We start from the raw sequence: 16796 nt of genomic DNA, 5'->3' as shown, positions 1-16796 counted from the left end.
TCCTTCGATCTCGGCGGCGTACCGGCGCAGGTCTATATGCAGTTCGAAGTTTACGAAGACGGCTATTACGATCTTTACTACTGGGAGATCGATGAATCGTACGAGAGTTTGAACGCTTTCTATCTTCTGCTAGAGACGATCTACTATTGATAATTCTATATTGAAAGAGGCCCCTGCGGGGGCCTCTTTTTTCGAAGATAGCCTTCTTTCAGACCAGATACCTGTCCAGGAACTCCAGCATGGCTTTGGCCGCGGTGATACGGTTGACCTTGCGGGTGAAGCCGTGTCCCTCGTCGTCGAAGACGACATACCCGGTCGGTACACCTTTCTCGCGAGCCTTTTGAACTATTTCGTCGGACTCCACCTTCAACACGCGCGGATCGTTCACGCCCTGCAAGACCAGCAGAGGCCTTTCGATCTTCGAGGCGTGGAAGAGGGGCGATATGCTTCTCAAATACTCTTCCTCGCCGAAGGGGTCCCCGATCTTCCTGTACAGCAGATCCTTTATGGCCCGCCACCAGGAGGGAATCTCCTTGAGGGTCCTCACCCAGTTGGAAACTCCGAAGATATCGACACCGATTTTGAAGACCTTAGGCCTGAAGGCCAGCGCAGCCAGAACCATGTACCCTCCGTAGCTGCCGCCGATGATACCTATCCTCTCGGAGTCGATCTCCTCCATCGTGGCCAGATATTGAGCAGCAGCCACGCAATCGTCGAGATCGGCCTCGCCGTGCTTATGGTCTGCGGCCTTGAAGAAGCTTTTTCCGTAACCGGAGCTCCCCCGGTTGTTCACGGCGTAAACGGCGTAACCGTGATTCACGAGAAACTGAAGTTCCGGATTGTAGCGCGGGAAAGACTGACCTCCCGGTCCGCCGTGAACCCAGATGAGCGCCGGTGCCTTTTTTTCTGGTGATGCGTCGGCCGGCAGATAAAACACGCCGGGCACGACCGTTCCGTCGTATGAGGAGAAGCGCAGAATCGTCGGGGTCACAAGATCGTCGCTTTCAACTTCCGCACTGGCCGAGTTCGTGAGCGTTTTCACCTCCCCGTCGGCAATCGAGAGAACGTGGATGTCCGTCGGCGTAACGGCCGAATCTGCGAGCACGAAGACTCTTTTCGAGTCCCTGTCGAAAGCCAGCTGGTAGATCATCCCGCCCGGCGAGAACCTGACGTTGGTCACCGCATCCCTGGCTAGATCGAGTATCTGCAATTCGAAAAAGGAATCCCTGTTCACCACCAGGGCCGCGTACCGGCCGTCATGCGATCTTTCTACATCGGAAATATCCCAGTCCAGGGCCAGAACCTCCCTGCTGTGAAGCGAATTGAGTTTCATGGCCCTCAGAGCCATGAATTCGCCGCTTTCATCGGTGAGGTAGTACAGTTCCATGGAGTCCTTAGAGAAGAAAACCGGGAGGAATTTGACCTCGCCGGTGTGCCGCGATAAGTGCTTCGTCTCGCCGGTCGATCTGTCGTAAATGAACATCTCAGAGTTGTTGGCCGTGTCCTGTCTGGAAAGACCGACGTACCTTCCGTCGTCGGAAACCGGTCCCAGATCCATGACCTCTTTGTTCTCGAAGATAAGTTCGCTTTCGAGGCTGGTCTGATTTAGCCTGTACAGATCGAAACGCGTTTTATCCAATCTGTTCGAGAAGTAATACACGTATCCGCCGCTGAACTGGTGGAAACCCGATTTCGTCCCTTCGACGGGCGTGAGATCCACGACCTCCGCTCCCCGCTTCAGATAAAGGTGGTGCAGTTCGTTGCCGCCCTTGTCCATCATGAACAAAAAGCTTTCGTCATCGAAAACGTGCTTTACCATCGCATTTTCATCGTATTCGGTCAACCTTGACTTATCACCGTTCATAAGATCGACCTGATAGACATCGTAATGACCGCGATCGTCCGAGGAGTACATCAATTTGCTCGAGTCCTTCGAAACGGCGAAGGAAGCGATCGTCGAAGCCTTTATCAGTTCTTCGATCGAGTATCTCTTCAATGACATAGGCGTATCCTCCTGTTTTTAGATAGAAAGATTATACACTGAAGCCGGCCTCGATCGACCTTTATGCGCGGTTATTACAAATGGAATCGTCTGCTTATTTCCGGGAGATTTTCTATGTCGTGGCGTTCCATAAAACCGGCGATTTTCCCCATTATCTGCCCGGGAAGAGAGGGATCCACCATGTTCATCGTTCCTATCGAGATAGCCCTCGCCCCTGCCATCAGGAACTCTATGGCATCCTCGCCGGAAGCGATGCCACCCATTCCGATCACAGGTATATCGACGCTCCTGGAAATCTCGTAGATCATCTTCAGCGCGATCGGTTTTACGGCCGGTCCCGACATGCCGCCCGACAGCGCGCCTGTGGCTGGCCTGAATCTGTGTATATCCAGCACCATCGCGGGAACGGTGTTGATGAGAGAGATGGCAGCCGCACCGGCCCGGGCGGCCGCGAGCGCGAAGGAGTCGTCTATGGCCTGAAAGGGACTCAACTTGGCGATGAGGGGGAAGCGACTGCACGAGCCGCACGCTTTGACGACTTCCCCTATCCTTTCGGGGACGCTTCCGAAGGCCAATCCCTCGCCATCTACGTTGGGACAGGAGAGGTTCAGCTCCAGTCCAAGGAGTCCATCGATCGAGTTCAATTTCCTGGCTATCGTCACGAATTCATCGACGGAATTGCCGCTTATGCTTACGATGACCGGAAAACCTATCTCGCCGTATTCATCATTATAGAAATTGACGAAGCGATCGACTCCCTGGTTCTCGAGCCCGATCGAGTTGATTAGATAGCAAGGGCCCTCGTAGATCCTCGGTTGAGGATTCCCGGCCTTGGGGTTGAGTGTTATCGTTTTGGTGACGACGGCCCCGACAGGCTGTCCGCGCAGCAACTCCATGTACGGTTTCGCCACTCCGAAGGTCCCGGAGGAAATCATGACGGGACTCGCCAGACTGCCTATGGCCCCTAGCTCCACGCTGTGATCATAAATCATTCCACTCAACCTCTTTCATGGTGAAGACGGGACCGTCGTAACAGACCCTTTTTCCACCTCTGTCCGTATTTATAGTACATCCATAACATACACCCAGCCCGCAGGCCATTTTGGCCTCCAGCGAGACTTCCGTCGTCTTCAAAGAAAGAAGAGGAACGAGAGCCCTGAGCATGGCCGTGGGTCCGCAGCAGTAGTACCTCCCGTAACGATCGAATTCTATCTCGGCCAGTCTGTCCATCACGTTGCCCCTGACCGGATAATCTCCGGAATCTACGGTAACCGTCAGACGCCGGGCCGTCCGCGAGAAATCTCCGACGATAGTTTCGGGGATCTCCTCTCTTTTTCTGAAGCCGAAGATCGCGTCGCATTCACCACCGGCTTCCACGATCGCCTTCGACAGCAGCCTCAGCGACGCTACGCCGCATCCTCCGCCGATCAAGAGCGACCGGCTTCCTTCATCGATCGAAAAGCCCTTCCCCAGAGGTCCTATGATGTTGACCTTCTCGCCCTCTCTCAGCCCGCCCAGCCAGCGTGTTCCCCTTCCGACGGATTTAACGAAGAGAGAGAGACTCTCCGCAGTTGTATCGTAAACAGAGAAAGGCCGTCTCAGGAGCATCCCCCCGTCCGAGCACGAGACTTCCACAAACTGCCCGGGAAGGGCCGAATGCGCTATCTTCTCCGAGGAGAAGGTTATAAGGTTTCCGTCGATGCTGACGCTTTTATTTGAAATCACGGCGCAATTTTCCGATACTGTCATCGTAACTCCCCGAATGGATAGATCACTTCTCCGGAAGCGATCGTGTACTTGACTCTTCCCTTCAACCTGCCGCCCATGAAGGGCGTGTTCTTGCCTTTCGAGTGCATCGCGGACTCCTCGACGCGCCACTCTTCCTCAGGATCGAAGAGGACTATATCGGCCCGTTTTCCGGCTTCGAAACAGACCGGCTCGATTCCCAGAAGCAGGGACGGCGAGAGCGAGAGAAACTCCACCAGTCTCTCCAGATCGATTATCGCTTTTCTCACCAGGCCGCTGTAGCAGAGCGAGAAGAGCAGCTCGACTCCCGAAAAGCCCCTGGCCGGTTTATCGAGCCTCTTGTCTTCGGCGCTGTGGGGGGCGTGATCGGAGGCGATTATACTTATGAGGCGCGTCGAGAGCGCCCAGATTATGGCCCGCCGGTCCTCTTCATTCCTTAGAGGAGGATAGACTTCGTACATACCCCCGTCCAGGCCTTTCTCAACTTCGCGGAAGTAATGGGGGCAGGTCTCGATGGTGAACTTTATGTTCTTGTGCCTGCATTTTTCCAGGTATCTCACCGAATCAGCCAGACTGACGTGCTGGATATGGAGGTTTCCGCCGATCTTTTCGTTGAGGAAGATATCCCTGCAAATCATCATCGTTTCGGCCCTGTGGAGCTTCTCGTCCATTCCCGGCGCTTCGGGGTGCTCGCCGACCACCACGCCGGTCTCTCTGGAGAATTTCAGTATCTCGACCATGTCCGAAACTCTGTCGACCGGCAGGCCGTCGTTGGTGAAAAACCTCGCGCCGCTTGCGAGCAGTTCCTTCCAGTCGCTCCTCTCACCGTTGAGATCGCGGTTTATGGCGCACGATTGGATTATCCTGACCTTCGAATCCCTCTGAAAGGAACGGGCGTTTTCGAGATTTTCGGGACTGTCGGGACAGGGCTTAACGTTCGGCATGGCGCAGAGTGCTGTTACTCCGCCGGCCGCCGCGGCCCTGGTCGCCGTCTCGACGGTCTCTTTGTATTCGTAACCGGGCTGCCTTAGATGAACGTGAGCATCGACCATCCCGGGTATAGCGGTCAACCCGGCGCCGTAGATCACCGGCACGCCAGAAAGGTTGATCTCGCTCTCTATTTTGCTTATCCTGTCGCCTTCTATGAGAATATCGTAAGGTGTGACACTGGATCTCCTCCAGTCAACCATCCTCACGTTCTTAATCAGAAGCACACAAAACCCCCTTCGCCATAAAGAACTCCAACAGCGACGCGCAGGCGTCTATATCCATGCTTTCGTCCGGTGAGTGGCTCACTCCTGAAGGGTTGGGCAGAAGCAAGAGATTGGAAGGATAAATCCCGGCCGTTCCGGCTATATCGTGCCAGGCCATACTGTTCATAACGATCGGGTTCAGTCCGGACTCCGAAAGCTGCTTGAAGTAACGCCCTGAAAACTCTCCGTTCATGACCGCCGGATCGTACTGCGAAACCGCCGACCAATCGAAGGCGATCGAGTACCTCTCCGACTCGCCCCGGCAGATATCGACCAGCTCTTCTACATAAACCTTCAGCGCTTCGACGGAGAAACCGCGAATATCTACCATCAGCTCCGTCTCACCGGGAATCATGTTCATGACGTTCGGCCTGTTCTCCACTCTCGTCACCGTACCGACAGCGCCGGAAATCAGGTGTTTCTCCATGAGCTCCCTGACGGCCCTGATCGCCGAGGCCGCCGGAAGCAGAGAGTCCTTCCTCGCCGACAGATCGGCAAGACTCGAGTGTCCGGTCTCGCCCGTGAAGGTCAGCCTCAACCTTCTCTGTCCGGCTATTCTTTCGACCAGCCCCAGCCTGGAGCCTTTCCGGTAAAGGCAGGCAGACTGGTCGATGTGAACCTCCAGAAACCTCGAGCTTTCTTCTATTTCAGGCTTTTCGGCCAGAGAGAGTTTCGAGTAGTGTTTAATGTCCATCATCTCTCGGAGCGATCTTTCGCCGCCTATGAGGGCGGGGTAGTTCTCCGGCATTCGTCCGCCCCCGAAGAAGTACTTCGATCCGATGGAGGCCCGTCCGAAGAGCGATGACTCCTCGCAGTTGAAGGCGATCATCTCAACCGAATCGCGCGCCCGACCTTCGAGCATCTCCAGAAGAATCAGTCCGAAGACCAGCCCGGCGACACCGTCGTACTTTCCTCCCTCAGGCACGGAGTCGTAATGAGAGATTATGTAAGTCTTGTCGGCCGGAACGACGTTTCCGGAGGAACTGGCAACATTTCCCAGTTCATCGACATAGACTCCCTTGCCCAGAGAGCGTAACCTTTCGCGTATATATTCGATCGTTCCATCGTTTTCATATGAGAAGGGCAGGCGGGTAACTCCCGGCCCCGATAGAGAGAAGCGCGCAAAAGCTTCGATTTCGCGAATGATCTTTTCCCTGATCGAGTCGAGCATCGAACCTCTGCCCGCGCTTATTTCGCTGACGATTCGTGCCATGAGAGAAGCCTGTCCTGGAGTTTCTTCATTCCAACATCCAGCAAGAAACTCAAAAGGCTGATCACGAGTATCACCGTCATCAGGAGGGTGATATCGTACATCTCGTTTCCAAGTATCAGAAGAAAGCCCAGGCCGGCCCTTGAACCCATCATTTCACCTATTACGGCGGCCGTTATCGAGAGGACGAGGCCGACCCTGAGTCCGGTCATCAGATAGGGAAGGGAGTTCATCAGTTCCAGCTTAAGCATGACCTGCCACGGTCTGGCCCCGAGCACCCTCATCAGATGGTAGTAGTTCTTTTCGGTCGACCTGACACCCAGTATCATGTTGATCATAACGGGAAAGAGCGTTACAAGGGCGATGAGAACCACTTTGGAGAGTATTCCCAGACCGAACCACAGAACGAAAAGAGGTGCCAGAGATATCTTGGGCGCAGTTTGAAAGATGAGTATATAAGGGGAGAGCGCCCTTTCCAGCAGTTCGACTTTGGCCAGGATGTAACCTATAACTATTCCAAGTCCGGCGCCCGCGGAGAAACCTATCACGATCTCTTCGAAAGTGGCCAGGAAGTTCTTCTGGAGAACGGAGTTCCTTATGAGTTCTATGAATTTGAAGAGTATATCTTCCGGAGGGGGGAGGATGTGCGTAGGCGTTTTCAGAAGGGTCACCATGACTTTCCAGACCACCACTATGGCGACAAGTACGAGAAAACTCATCAATTTGATTCCCAGCTTCTTCTTCATAATCCTCCCCCACTCCGAAAGAGACCAATCAAAGACCCGTTACGATGAAATCGGAGGCCTTGACGTCGGAGGTTATAATCTGGTACTCCTTCATGATATCTATCGAGTCCTGCCACCTCTGTACGTTTCCGTAACCGAAGCCGAAAGCCTCCGTGTCTTCGCTCTGCCAGAGATACCCCGCGTAGATATCGCTAAGTATGGCGGCCATGTATTCTTCGCGGCCTGCGTAGGTCGGCGTGTACTTCTCGATTGCCGTGTAGGTGGCCTTGAGCATGTTTTCAGTGTCGGAAAGGTAAGTCATGACTTTGTTGAGCGCGCTGACGAACTTCACGGCCAGGTCCTTATTATCCTTGAGAATCTTGTCGCCGGTCACCAGCACATTTCCGAAGGACGGAAGGAACTCGTCGGACCTGAACTCTTCGACCTCTATGCCCTGGTACCTGAGCTCGAAAGTCCTCAGCATGGAGAAACAGATCGCGTCGACTCTCTTGTTGACGAGGGCCGGAACGATAGCCTCGGTGCCGATTATCTCCAGCTGAATATCGTTGAGAGTCATACCGTTCTTCTTGAGCAATACCTGTATCTGCACGTAATTGGAGCTACCGTAACTGGTTATGGCCACTTTCTTTCCCTTCAGGTCTGTCGGCGTCTGTATGCCGCTATCCTTGAGGAAAATCGTGGAGCCCAGGCCGTGCTGGTAAGTCGTGTGAATGACGTTGACAGGAATACCCTGAGATCTTGCGACTATTACGGGCTCTCCGTTCGGAAAACCGAATTCTACGTTTCCGACCGCAACGTTCCTTATGATATCGGAAGCGTTACCGAAGAAATACTCGACCTCGAGGCCCTCTTCTTTGAAGTAGCCGAGCTCGATGCCCATGTAGATCGGAATGTAATACGGAACGGCCGAGCCTTCGATCTGGATCGTGACCTTTTGTGCGAACGCGAAAAGGCTTATGAACAAAACCAGTAGAATGACAGCTGCCTTCTTCAAAACAAATCCCTCCTCTTTTGTAGTTTCAAAGCTCTGCCTCCAGAGCTATCTTTATTGCATCGATTTGCGCGCTCCTGTAGTCGCTCAACCACATGTTGCTGGCCCTGTTGCCGTGGACGGCAAGGATGTTGGCCGCCCTCATGCCCATCAGGCTGGCCAGAGTGAATATAGTTTCGCTCTCCATGTCGAAGTCGACCACTCCGGCCGCCCTCATTCTCTCCAGAAGATCCCTCTCTCCCAGACCTTCGATGGCCGGAAGGAACCTGCCCTGACCGGCGTAGTAGGAATCTACCGTAGCGCCAATGCCGACGCAGACCTTCTTTCCGGCCCTCAAAACGCTTTCGTGAAGGGCGACCAGCATGAAGGGATCGGCCACAGCCGGGTACTCGGGTCTCACATACATCCTCGAACTCCCTCCGAGCCTGACAACGCCGGAATTCAAGACCATGCCGCCACACTCTATATCTTCCCTCAGAGCGCCGCACCCGCCGACCCTTACGACTTTTTCCACTCCAAGCTCTTTCAGCTCGACCATGACTATCTCCGACGAGCCGCCACCGATACCGGTTGAACAGACTCCAAAACGTCTTCCTGAATAACTCCCGACAGCTATCGAGAATTCCCTGTTCTCGTTGAGCAACTGGAATTCGTCCGACAGTTCCCGGAACAGCTTCAATCTAGCCGGGTCGCCGGGAAGGAAGAACAACTCGGGCACTTTCAGGTCGGTACGAACCTTAAGGTGCGGCAGAAGCCCGTCATCAACGGGGTTGCCGGCTATCGATTTCAACTTCTTATCATCCATCACGTTCCCTCCGTGAAGGCCAGTTTAGATTCGTGCCAGAAGAGCAACTTCTTCTCTACGAGTTCTATGCTCCAGTAAAGAACCAGACCGAGAAAGGTGGTGGCCAGTATCGAAGCCATGAGCAAATTCGCATCGTACAGGGAACTTCCATAAACCAGAAGGTAGCCGAGGCCCCGGTCGCCCGCCATCCATTCCGAGACGATAGCGCCGATCACCGACTGAACCATGGCGATCTTGAGTCCGGCCATTATAAGCGGCGTGGCCATCGGAAGCTCGAGTTTCAAAACCCGCTGCCCCTCTGAGGCCTTGAGAACGGTCATCAAGTTGCTGTAATCCTCTGGGATCGAACGGAGGCCGAGAATAGTGTTCACCATCACCGGGAAGAAGGCCGAAAGGACTATAAGAAGTAGCTTCGATGGCATCCCCAGACCGAACCATATGACGAAGAGCGGAATCAAAGAGACTTTGGGGGTGGCCTGTATGACCATGACGTAAGGAGAGATTATCTCCTCGAAGGTCCTGGACCGGGCCGAGAAGTAACCGGCCAAAAAACCCAGCGCCGAACCGATCGAGAAGCCCAGTATTATGGTGTACAGCGTGACCCAGCCCTCGCGGATGAAGGTGCCGTCGGCGATCAGGTCGACGAACCTCTGGCCGACCGCCTCAGGTGGCGGCAGGATGAAGGGCGGCACGTCGTTGAGAACTATATACCCCTTCCAGATGCCAAGAAAGAGGAAGAGAAAGAGAATCGAGAGAACGGTTATTAAAACCCTCTTATTCATCGAGCACCACGTCCGTCTTTATTTGAGCATCTCCCTGAGTTCCCTTACATAAGCGTAGAACTCCGGAGAGAGTTTGGTATCCTCGTTGCGCGGCCTGGGCAGGGTGACTTTCATATCCTTCAGCACTCTGCCCGGCTTCGTACCCATGACGATTATCCTGTCCGAAAGGTAAACGGCCTCGCTGATACTGTGGGTGACGAAGATGACGGTCTTTCTTGTCGATTCCCATATCTCCAGCAGGACATTGTTCAGGTTGTCCCTGGTTATGGCGTCGAGCGCCCCGAAGGGTTCGTCCATCAGAAGAATCGGCGGATTGTAGGAGAGCGCTCTGACTATCGACACTCGCTGTTTCATTCCCCCGGAAAGCTGTCTGGGGTAGGACTCTTCGAACCCGACCAGCCTGGCCAGCGCGAAGAGTTCTCTAACGTGTTTCTCGTCGGATTTCTCCCTGTTTCCCATTATCTCGAAGGGAAAGAGCGCATTGTCGAGAGCGGTGCGCCAGGGGAGAAGAACGGAGTCCTGAAAGACGAAACCGAAGGGCGGGACCTTTTCGTTGACCGATTCGGTTATCTCAACGCTTCCCGAAGTGGCCGGCAGCAATCCCGAAATTATCTTCAACAGCGTTGACTTTCCACACCCGGAAGGCCCAAGAAGAGAGACGAACTCGCCCCTGCCGACCTCGAAGGAGACCTTCTCCAGGGCCGTAAACTCTTTCCTGTCCTTCTTGCCGCCGCTAACAAAGGTTCTACCGACGTTCTTCACCCTTACGACTTCTTCACTCATACAAACCTCTAATACATGAATTTGCCGACCTTGACAGCTGCTTCCTTCATACGTTCAACAACCTGCCTGTTGCCTTCCTCGTCGCTGAACCTCTCACCCGGAGCGATCGCGGTTATGCTGGCGAAGGCAAAGCCGTTGGGCCTCAATACGGGAACGGCCAGTGCTCTCAATCCCGGTTCATACTCCTCGTTACAGAAAGCGAATCCATCCCTTCGGACCTTCGCAAGCCTATCTCTGAACTCCTCGACCGGGCACTGGCTTACCTGTGAATCGCTATAACTGCTGGAAATACACATGAGCTTTTCGGCTCTGCTCGGTTCGATGTAGGCAACTATCGCCAGCCCGGCCGCGGTGCAGTGGACGGGGAGGTAAACTCCCGATCTTGCCCTAAAGCTGAAGACTCTGTTGCTTTCGACCGTAAGCAAAGACGAAACTCCATTTTCCATCAATTCGCTGAGAAAGACGGTCTCGTTTATCTCGTCCTTCAGCTCCGTCAAAATCACTTTCAGCCAATCAAGATTCATCTTCCTGGAAATCTCGTGAACCAGCGGCACAATCCTGGGGCTGAGCCTGTACTTCCTGCTCTCCATGTTCTTCACCAGAGCTTCACATTCCACGAGATCGTTGAGAATCCTGTGCGTTGACGACATAGGCAAACCCGCTTTCTCCGATACTTCAATGACCGAAACACCCTCAATATCGGAATAAGCGACTATGCAGATGACATTCAAGACTTTCTGGAGATACTTCATATTCCTCCTCCCGGAATTTCTATTCTGCCATATAGAATAATTTTATACCTATTTTTTCTCTGTATCAATTCGCCTTTGAAGGGTACCACGGTCGATTATGGACAGAGAAAACCCTCTGGAACGAATTTTCTAAGTTTTTCGCAACTTTAATTAATGGTATAATTATTAAGAGTTCCGCATGCGTTATGTAATACGCACCGTAACAGATAGAGCTGTCGATCACGTGAATCTGAAGAATTCAAGGAGGTTTTCCCGGGATGAAGAGATTTATCGTTGTTATCGGTATCGTCTGTATGGTCTTCTCAACGGCTCTGGCAGCCGAATCTTTTACAGTTTACACCACTCTCGAGGAGCTGGCCGCGAAACAGCTTTTCGACCGGTACGAAGAGGTGACCGGAATAAGGGTCGATTGGGTGAGGCTTTCCGGAGGAGAGGCCGAGGCCAGGATGGAGGCCGAGAAGATGAACCCACAGGCCTCGATATGGGTCGGTGGAGTCGGACTCAACCACATAAGCGCCAAGCTCAAGGGGCTCACGACGCCGTACTTTTCCAGGGCGGCCGCCAACACTCCCGAACAGTACAAGGACCCCGAGGGTTACTGGATAGGACTGTATCTTGGGCCTCTCGCCTTCGTCACGAACGTCGATAGAGCCAGAGAGCTAGGCATAGAGCCTCCGAAGGGATGGTTCGACATTCTGGACTCCAAATACACCAACCTCGTGAGAGTGGCAAATCCCAGCACATCCGGAACGGCCTACAACCTCATCACTTGCATGATATCGCTCTTCGGCGGCGATGAAGATCTCGCCTTCCTTTACCTGAAGAAGCTCGACAGGAGTATCGATATGTACACGCGTTCCGGTTCGGCCGGCGGCAAGAGCGTTGCCATCGGCGAGATCCCTGTGGCGATCGGCTACGCCCATGACATGGTGAAGCTCAAGGCCGAAGGCGCCAATGTTATAATCACCGTTCCCGAGGAGGGCACAGGTTTCGAGATCGCTTCCATGTCGCTGATAAAGAACGGTCCCGATCCGGTGAACGCCAAGAAGCTCTACGACTGGATATTGACCGAAGAGGCGCAGGGCATAATCGCCGGCTGGTATGTCATTCCCGTCTCGAAGATAGCCCCAAAGCACCCGCTATCATTCAGCATGGACGAGATAAAGACCGTTCACCAGGATTACGTCTGGGACGCCGAGAACAAAGAGAGGCTTCTCGATCGCTGGACCAGGGAGATAGGGGCCGGCCTTTGAGTTAACAGGGGGCGGTCGCGACCGCCCCCTTCCGGTTATACATGAAACCATGTGCGACTTTGGGATGTGATCGCTTTGTATTCATGGAAAAAGCTTCTTTCTTTCGTAGTCTTGAGTGTCGCCGTTTTCGTTGTACTGTTATGGATTTTCAATACCCTGAAGCAATCCTTCTACAAAATAACCAGGGATAACCAGAGGCAGCTGGTCACGGTTCTCTCCGGGGCAGCGCCCAGAGAGGCTGAACTGGCCGAAAGCTGGATAGTCGCCGCGAACAGAGAGTTCACCGATGCCGATATCATATACGTTGACGGTGTACCTGGCTGGGGTGAATTGACCGTTTTCGCGCCGGACCCGAAGTTGAAGAGCTTCTTCGATGAATACAATGGCTCGGCCGATTTCGAAAAGGGGTACGAGAGCGTCTATTATCTGGAAAACTACTTTTCGGGCCTGGACTACTCTTTCAACGATCAACGCGTTTCCCTGGTCTTCTCGCCGTTGATCGACGAGACAGGCTACGATATAACGGGTTTTCTGGTCTTCCTCATGTCGGCCGAGGGCGGAAAGAACTACGCCCGGCTCCTGGATATCTTCATGATCGGCGCTTTCGCCGTCTTCGTGATCGTTTATTTCATTTCGAAGTTCTTCCGCGACCCGGCGATGGGCTATATAATCCTGGGACTCTTCATAATGGTGGGCATCTTCGTGGCATATCCGCTCTTCGAAGCCGTACGTCTCACCTTCCTGAAGGATGGGAACTTCTCCATGGACACCTGGGTTTCGATCCTGACCTCCAGGCAGTACCTCGGCGCGCTCTGGGGAAGCGTGAAACTCGGCATGCTTACGGCCACCTTCTCCACGGTGATAGGGTTCATTTTCGCCTTCGTGATAAACCGGACCGCGATAAAGGGGAAACGCTTCCTCAGTACGATGGGGCTTCTGCCGGTCATCTCTCCGCCCTTCTCGCTGTCGCTGTCGCTGATCCTCCTCTTCGGCAGCAATGGTCTTATAACCAGGCAGATACTCGGATTGAAGGATTTCACCATATACGGCCTGGGCGGTCTTACGGCCGTCCAGACGATCGGAATGTTTCCCATCGCCTTCCTGACGTTGTCGGGCGTTCTTCAGGCCATCGATTCCACCCTCGAGGAAGCCTCGCTGGACCTCAACGGCAGCAGATGGAAGACCTTCTCCCGGATAACCTTCCCGCTGGCGATTCCCGGGGTGCTCAGTTCGTGGCTTCTAGTCTTCACCAACTCGCTGGCAGATTTTGCCAATCCCCTGCTTCTGGCTGGCTCCTACAGGGTTCTCTCCGTCGAGGCTTATATCGAGGTGACCGGCCGCAACAGGCTGGGCCACGGCGCCGCTCTGTCGGTTCTATTGCTTCTGCCTTCGGTCACGGCCTTTCTGGTACAGAGATACTGGGTGAGCAGAAAGTCATATGTCACCGTTACTGGAAAGCCTTCGGCACGCCTCAGCGATCTGGTTTCCCGCCCGGTAAAATACTCGCTTTTGGCCTTCATCTCTCTTTTCATAGTCTTCATCCTCGGCCTTTACGGAACGATCGTCGCAGGCTGTTTCGTGGCCAACTGGGGAATCGATTACTCCTTCACGCTGAAAAACATCACCGAGGCGCTCCAGAGGGGGCGCGACGCCATATTCGACACTTTCACGCTTTCGGCGATAGCCACTCCCATCGCCGGATTGATCGCCATGATGGCCGCGCTGGTGATCGTGAGGAAGAAATTCGCCGGCAAGAGAGTCCTCGAAGGACTGATTCTCGCGCCTTTCGCCATACCGGGAACGCTCATCGGTATAGCCTACATACTGGCCTTCGACGAACCGCCGCTCATACTGATCGGCACGGGGGCCATCATTGTTATCAACTATATAATCAGGGAGCTGCCGGTGGGAGTTGAGGGCGGCGTCGCCACGCTTCGCCAGATAGATCCGGCGATAGAGGAGGCGGCGCAGGATCTGGGCGCCGATTCGACAACGGTCTTCAGGACGATAGTCCTGCCGCTCATAAGGCCGGCCTTCATCTCGGGTATGTCCTACACCTTCGTCAGATCCATGACGGCCGTGAGCGCCATAATATTCCTGATCTCGGCTCAGTGGTACCACATGACCGTTCTGATATACAATTTCTCCGAGTCCATAAGGTTCGGTCTGGCCAGCGTGCTTTCGACGGTTCTAATTATTATAGTCTTCGCCACTTTCGGCCTTATGAGGCTTTTGGTGCGAAAGAACGAATACCTTGAAAAGAGCGTCAATCTTAACTGATCCTGTTGCGGGGTGGTTGAATGTCAAAGGCTTCCGTTTCGGTGAGAATAGAAAGCGTAACGAAGATCTTCAAAGACCTAAGAGGAAAGGCCGACGTCGTCGCAGTGAACGACGCGAACTTCGAAATCGAACCGGGAGAACTCGTCACTCTCCTGGGGCCTTCGGGGTGCGGCAAGACCACCACGCTTAGAATGATAGGGGGATTCGAACTTCCCACGAAGGGCAGGATCTTTCTGGGAAACGAAGATATCACCTTTCTCCCTCCAAACAAGAGAGACACGGCGACCGTTTTCCAGAGCTACGGGCTCTTCCCGCACATGAACGTCTTCGACAACGTCGCCTACGGCCTGAAGTTGAGAAAGGTGCCTTCTAAACAGATAAAGGAAAAAGTCATGAATACGCTGGGACTCGTCGGCCTGAGAGATCTCGCCCAGCGGCCGCCCTCCAAGCTCTCGGGCGGTCAGCAGCAGAGGGTGGCGCTGGCCAGGAGTCTGATCGTCGAGCCTTCCGTTCTCCTGCTGGACGAGCCGCTCTCAAATCTAGACGCGCTTCTCAGGGAGCAGATGAGGCTCGAGATAAAACGGATTCAGAAGTCTCTGGGGATAACCACGATCTACGTCACCCACGACAGGGTCGAGGCGATGAGCCTTTCAGACAGGATTATAGTGATGAAAAACGGCTTCGTAAGACAGATAGGCTCGCCAGACAGGATCTACGAAGACCCCGACTCCAAGTTCGTGGCCGGTTTCGTGGGCAAAGTGGCCTTCCTCCCGGTCGAGATAACGGCCGTCGACGGCAGGTGCAGCGTGAGATTCGAAGACAGGGTTTTCGAAGTCGGAAAGTTCTCTCCGGAGCTGAAACCGGGCGATAGAGGCGTAATAATGGCCAGGCCGGAATCGCTCAAACTTCTCGAACCCGGCGCCGGCATGATCGAAGGCAGAGTCAACACGAACATCTATCTCGGCGGCAGTCTTGAGTCCTTCGTATCGACCGACCGCGGCGAGATTCTTGTGCAGATAGACAACCCCGCCGAGAAAAAGGTCTTCGCCGAGGGCGAAGGAGTCTCGATAGGGATCATACCCAATTTGGTCAAGGCCCTGCCCGACAGAGACGATTAACGGTACCTATGGAAGACGAAAGCATCGAGAGTTCGCTCCGCTCACGAGAAAGCGCCCTCTCTCTTCCTCTCTCTTCCTCTCTCTCCTCCTCTTTCCTGCTCTTCAGATTTCCACTACTTTGCCCTCTCTGAAGCTCTTGTACGCGGCCGTTACGGCTTTGAGCGACTGCAGGCCGTCGTTTCCGTCAGTGAAAGGCTCTTTGCCCTCCCTCAGGACCTTCAGGAACTCCTCTATCATGAGCGAATCGAGATTGTCGCCGTAGTTGTCCCATCGGCCGCCCTTTTCGTTGGAATAGACCTCGATCTTCGAATTGAAGACATCCAGAAAGAGCGTTCCCTCAGTTCCGACTATGTGAAGCGTTACGTCTCCCCAGTAAGGATGGGCCTTCGGTCTCGACCAGCTGCAATCGAGCGTCATGTACTGGCCCGTCGAGAGTTTGAACATCTCCAGCCCGCAATCTTCGACCGGTATGTCGTGTATCATGGTGCCGTAAGTGGCGTAAACCTGTGTGAACTCGCAATTCAGAAGCCACCTCACTATATCCACCACGTGCACGGTGTGGTCCATAACGGCGCCGCCACCGCCCAGAACGGGGTCTATGAACCAGCCGCCCGGCATTCTCCCGTGGTTGGTTCCCACCAGACTAACTACCTCGCCCAGCAGACCTCCCGAGACGATCTCTCTGGCCTTTCTCACCGAAGCGCTGTACCTCACCGGGAAGGCCATTTGGAGCTTCACGTTGTTCCTGCGGCAGACCTCGATCATCGCCTCCGCGTCTTCCACGGTCGTCGCGATCGGCTTTTCGCAGAGAACGTGTTTTCCAGCTCCGGCAGCGATCTCTACGAACTTCCTGTGCGTCGAGTTCTCGCTGGTCACTATCACGCCGTCGCTCCCGGCGACGAGTTCTTCGGGATGTTCGCAGGGCTTAATTCCGAGATCTTCGCAGGCCCTGTTCATCCTGGACCTGTCCTCGTCGTAAAGCCCCGCTATCTCTATATCATTCATTCCCTTCAAGGCTCTCGCATAGCTGTAACCGTGCATATGAGCAATACCGAGGATCGCGATTTTCGTCATC

General features: G+C 54.1%; 15 protein-coding genes. 3 read left to right on the top strand and 12 right to left on the bottom strand.

What is annotated here, in order from left to right:
* Window positions 1–208: 208 nt before the first annotated feature.
* From PKX57_RS04750 to PKX57_RS04700, 11 genes are all read right to left on the bottom strand, one after another.
* Entirely contained in the window at window positions 209–2002 is a 1794-nt protein-coding gene (locus PKX57_RS04750; RefSeq protein WP_472416231.1) for a S9 family peptidase, read from the bottom strand.
* Window positions 2003–2076: 74 nt separating this feature from the next.
* On the bottom strand, window positions 2077–2994 hold the full coding sequence (locus PKX57_RS04745; protein WP_472416230.1) for a dihydroorotate dehydrogenase: 918 nt from the start codon (window positions 2992–2994) through the stop codon (window positions 2077–2079).
* Window positions 2984–3751, bottom strand: a complete 768-nt coding sequence (locus PKX57_RS04740; RefSeq protein WP_213919988.1) for an iron-sulfur cluster-binding protein — start codon at window positions 3749–3751, stop codon at window positions 2984–2986. The genes PKX57_RS04745 and PKX57_RS04740 overlap by 11 nt, the downstream gene beginning before the upstream one ends.
* Complete coding sequence (pyrC, locus tag PKX57_RS04735) at window positions 3748–4962, bottom strand: dihydroorotase (RefSeq protein WP_213920002.1); 1215 nt, start codon at window positions 4960–4962, stop codon at window positions 3748–3750. The genes PKX57_RS04740 and pyrC overlap by 4 nt, the downstream gene beginning before the upstream one ends.
* Entirely contained in the window at window positions 4949–6214 is a 1266-nt protein-coding gene (locus PKX57_RS04730) for a hydantoinase/carbamoylase family amidase (RefSeq protein ID WP_213920003.1), read from the bottom strand. Before PKX57_RS04730 ends, pyrC begins: the two co-directional genes overlap by 14 nt.
* A complete protein-coding gene (locus PKX57_RS04725; protein WP_213920004.1) occupies window positions 6190–6957 on the bottom strand; it encodes an ABC transporter permease subunit in 768 nt (255 codons plus the stop codon). The genes PKX57_RS04730 and PKX57_RS04725 overlap by 25 nt, the downstream gene beginning before the upstream one ends.
* 28 nt (window positions 6958–6985) lie before the next feature.
* Complete coding sequence (locus PKX57_RS04720; protein WP_213920005.1) at window positions 6986–7951, bottom strand: ABC transporter substrate-binding protein; 966 nt, start codon at window positions 7949–7951, stop codon at window positions 6986–6988.
* Window positions 7952–7976: 25 nt separating this feature from the next.
* Window positions 7977–8753 carry a phosphorylase family protein gene (locus PKX57_RS04715; protein WP_214048142.1) on the bottom strand — a complete coding sequence of 259 codons (777 nt, stop codon included), beginning with the start codon at window positions 8751–8753 and terminating at the stop codon, window positions 7977–7979.
* Complete coding sequence (locus PKX57_RS04710; RefSeq protein WP_213920007.1) at window positions 8753–9535, bottom strand: ABC transporter permease subunit; 783 nt, start codon at window positions 9533–9535, stop codon at window positions 8753–8755. Before PKX57_RS04710 ends, PKX57_RS04715 begins: the two co-directional genes overlap by 1 nt.
* An 18-nt stretch (window positions 9536–9553) precedes the next feature.
* Window positions 9554–10318, bottom strand: coding sequence for an ATP-binding cassette domain-containing protein (locus PKX57_RS04705; RefSeq protein ID WP_213920008.1), 765 nt, complete (start codon window positions 10316–10318; stop codon window positions 9554–9556).
* A gap of 8 nt (window positions 10319–10326) precedes the next feature.
* On the bottom strand, window positions 10327–11070 hold the full coding sequence (locus PKX57_RS04700) for an IclR family transcriptional regulator domain-containing protein (protein WP_213920009.1): 744 nt from the start codon (window positions 11068–11070) through the stop codon (window positions 10327–10329).
* A gap of 257 nt (window positions 11071–11327) precedes the next feature.
* On the opposite strand from PKX57_RS04700, the gene PKX57_RS04695 reads away from it, so the two are divergent.
* From PKX57_RS04695 to PKX57_RS04685, 3 genes are all read left to right on the top strand, one after another.
* Window positions 11328–12323, top strand: coding sequence for an extracellular solute-binding protein (locus PKX57_RS04695; RefSeq protein ID WP_213920010.1), 996 nt, complete (start codon window positions 11328–11330; stop codon window positions 12321–12323).
* A 66-nt stretch (window positions 12324–12389) separates the two neighbouring features.
* Window positions 12390–14603, top strand: coding sequence for an ABC transporter permease (locus tag PKX57_RS04690; protein ID WP_472416233.1), 2214 nt, complete (start codon window positions 12390–12392; stop codon window positions 14601–14603).
* A gap of 20 nt (window positions 14604–14623) precedes the next feature.
* Window positions 14624–15721 (top strand): ABC transporter ATP-binding protein, encoded by a 1098-nt coding sequence (locus tag PKX57_RS04685; RefSeq protein WP_472413954.1) that lies wholly within the window; start codon window positions 14624–14626, stop codon window positions 15719–15721.
* A gap of 102 nt (window positions 15722–15823) precedes the next feature.
* On the opposite strand, the gene PKX57_RS04680 is transcribed toward PKX57_RS04685, so the two are convergent.
* Window positions 15824–16795, bottom strand: a complete 972-nt coding sequence (locus PKX57_RS04680) for a Gfo/Idh/MocA family protein (protein ID WP_470745029.1) — start codon at window positions 16793–16795, stop codon at window positions 15824–15826.
* Window position 16796 lies beyond the last annotated feature (1 nt).

The organism is Mesotoga sp., from assembly GCF_035363035.1.
Lineage (GTDB): Bacteria > Thermotogota > Thermotogae > Petrotogales > Kosmotogaceae > Mesotoga.
The sequence above is the reverse complement of the archived record's forward strand: the minus strand, read 5'-3'. Positions and strand labels throughout refer to the sequence as shown.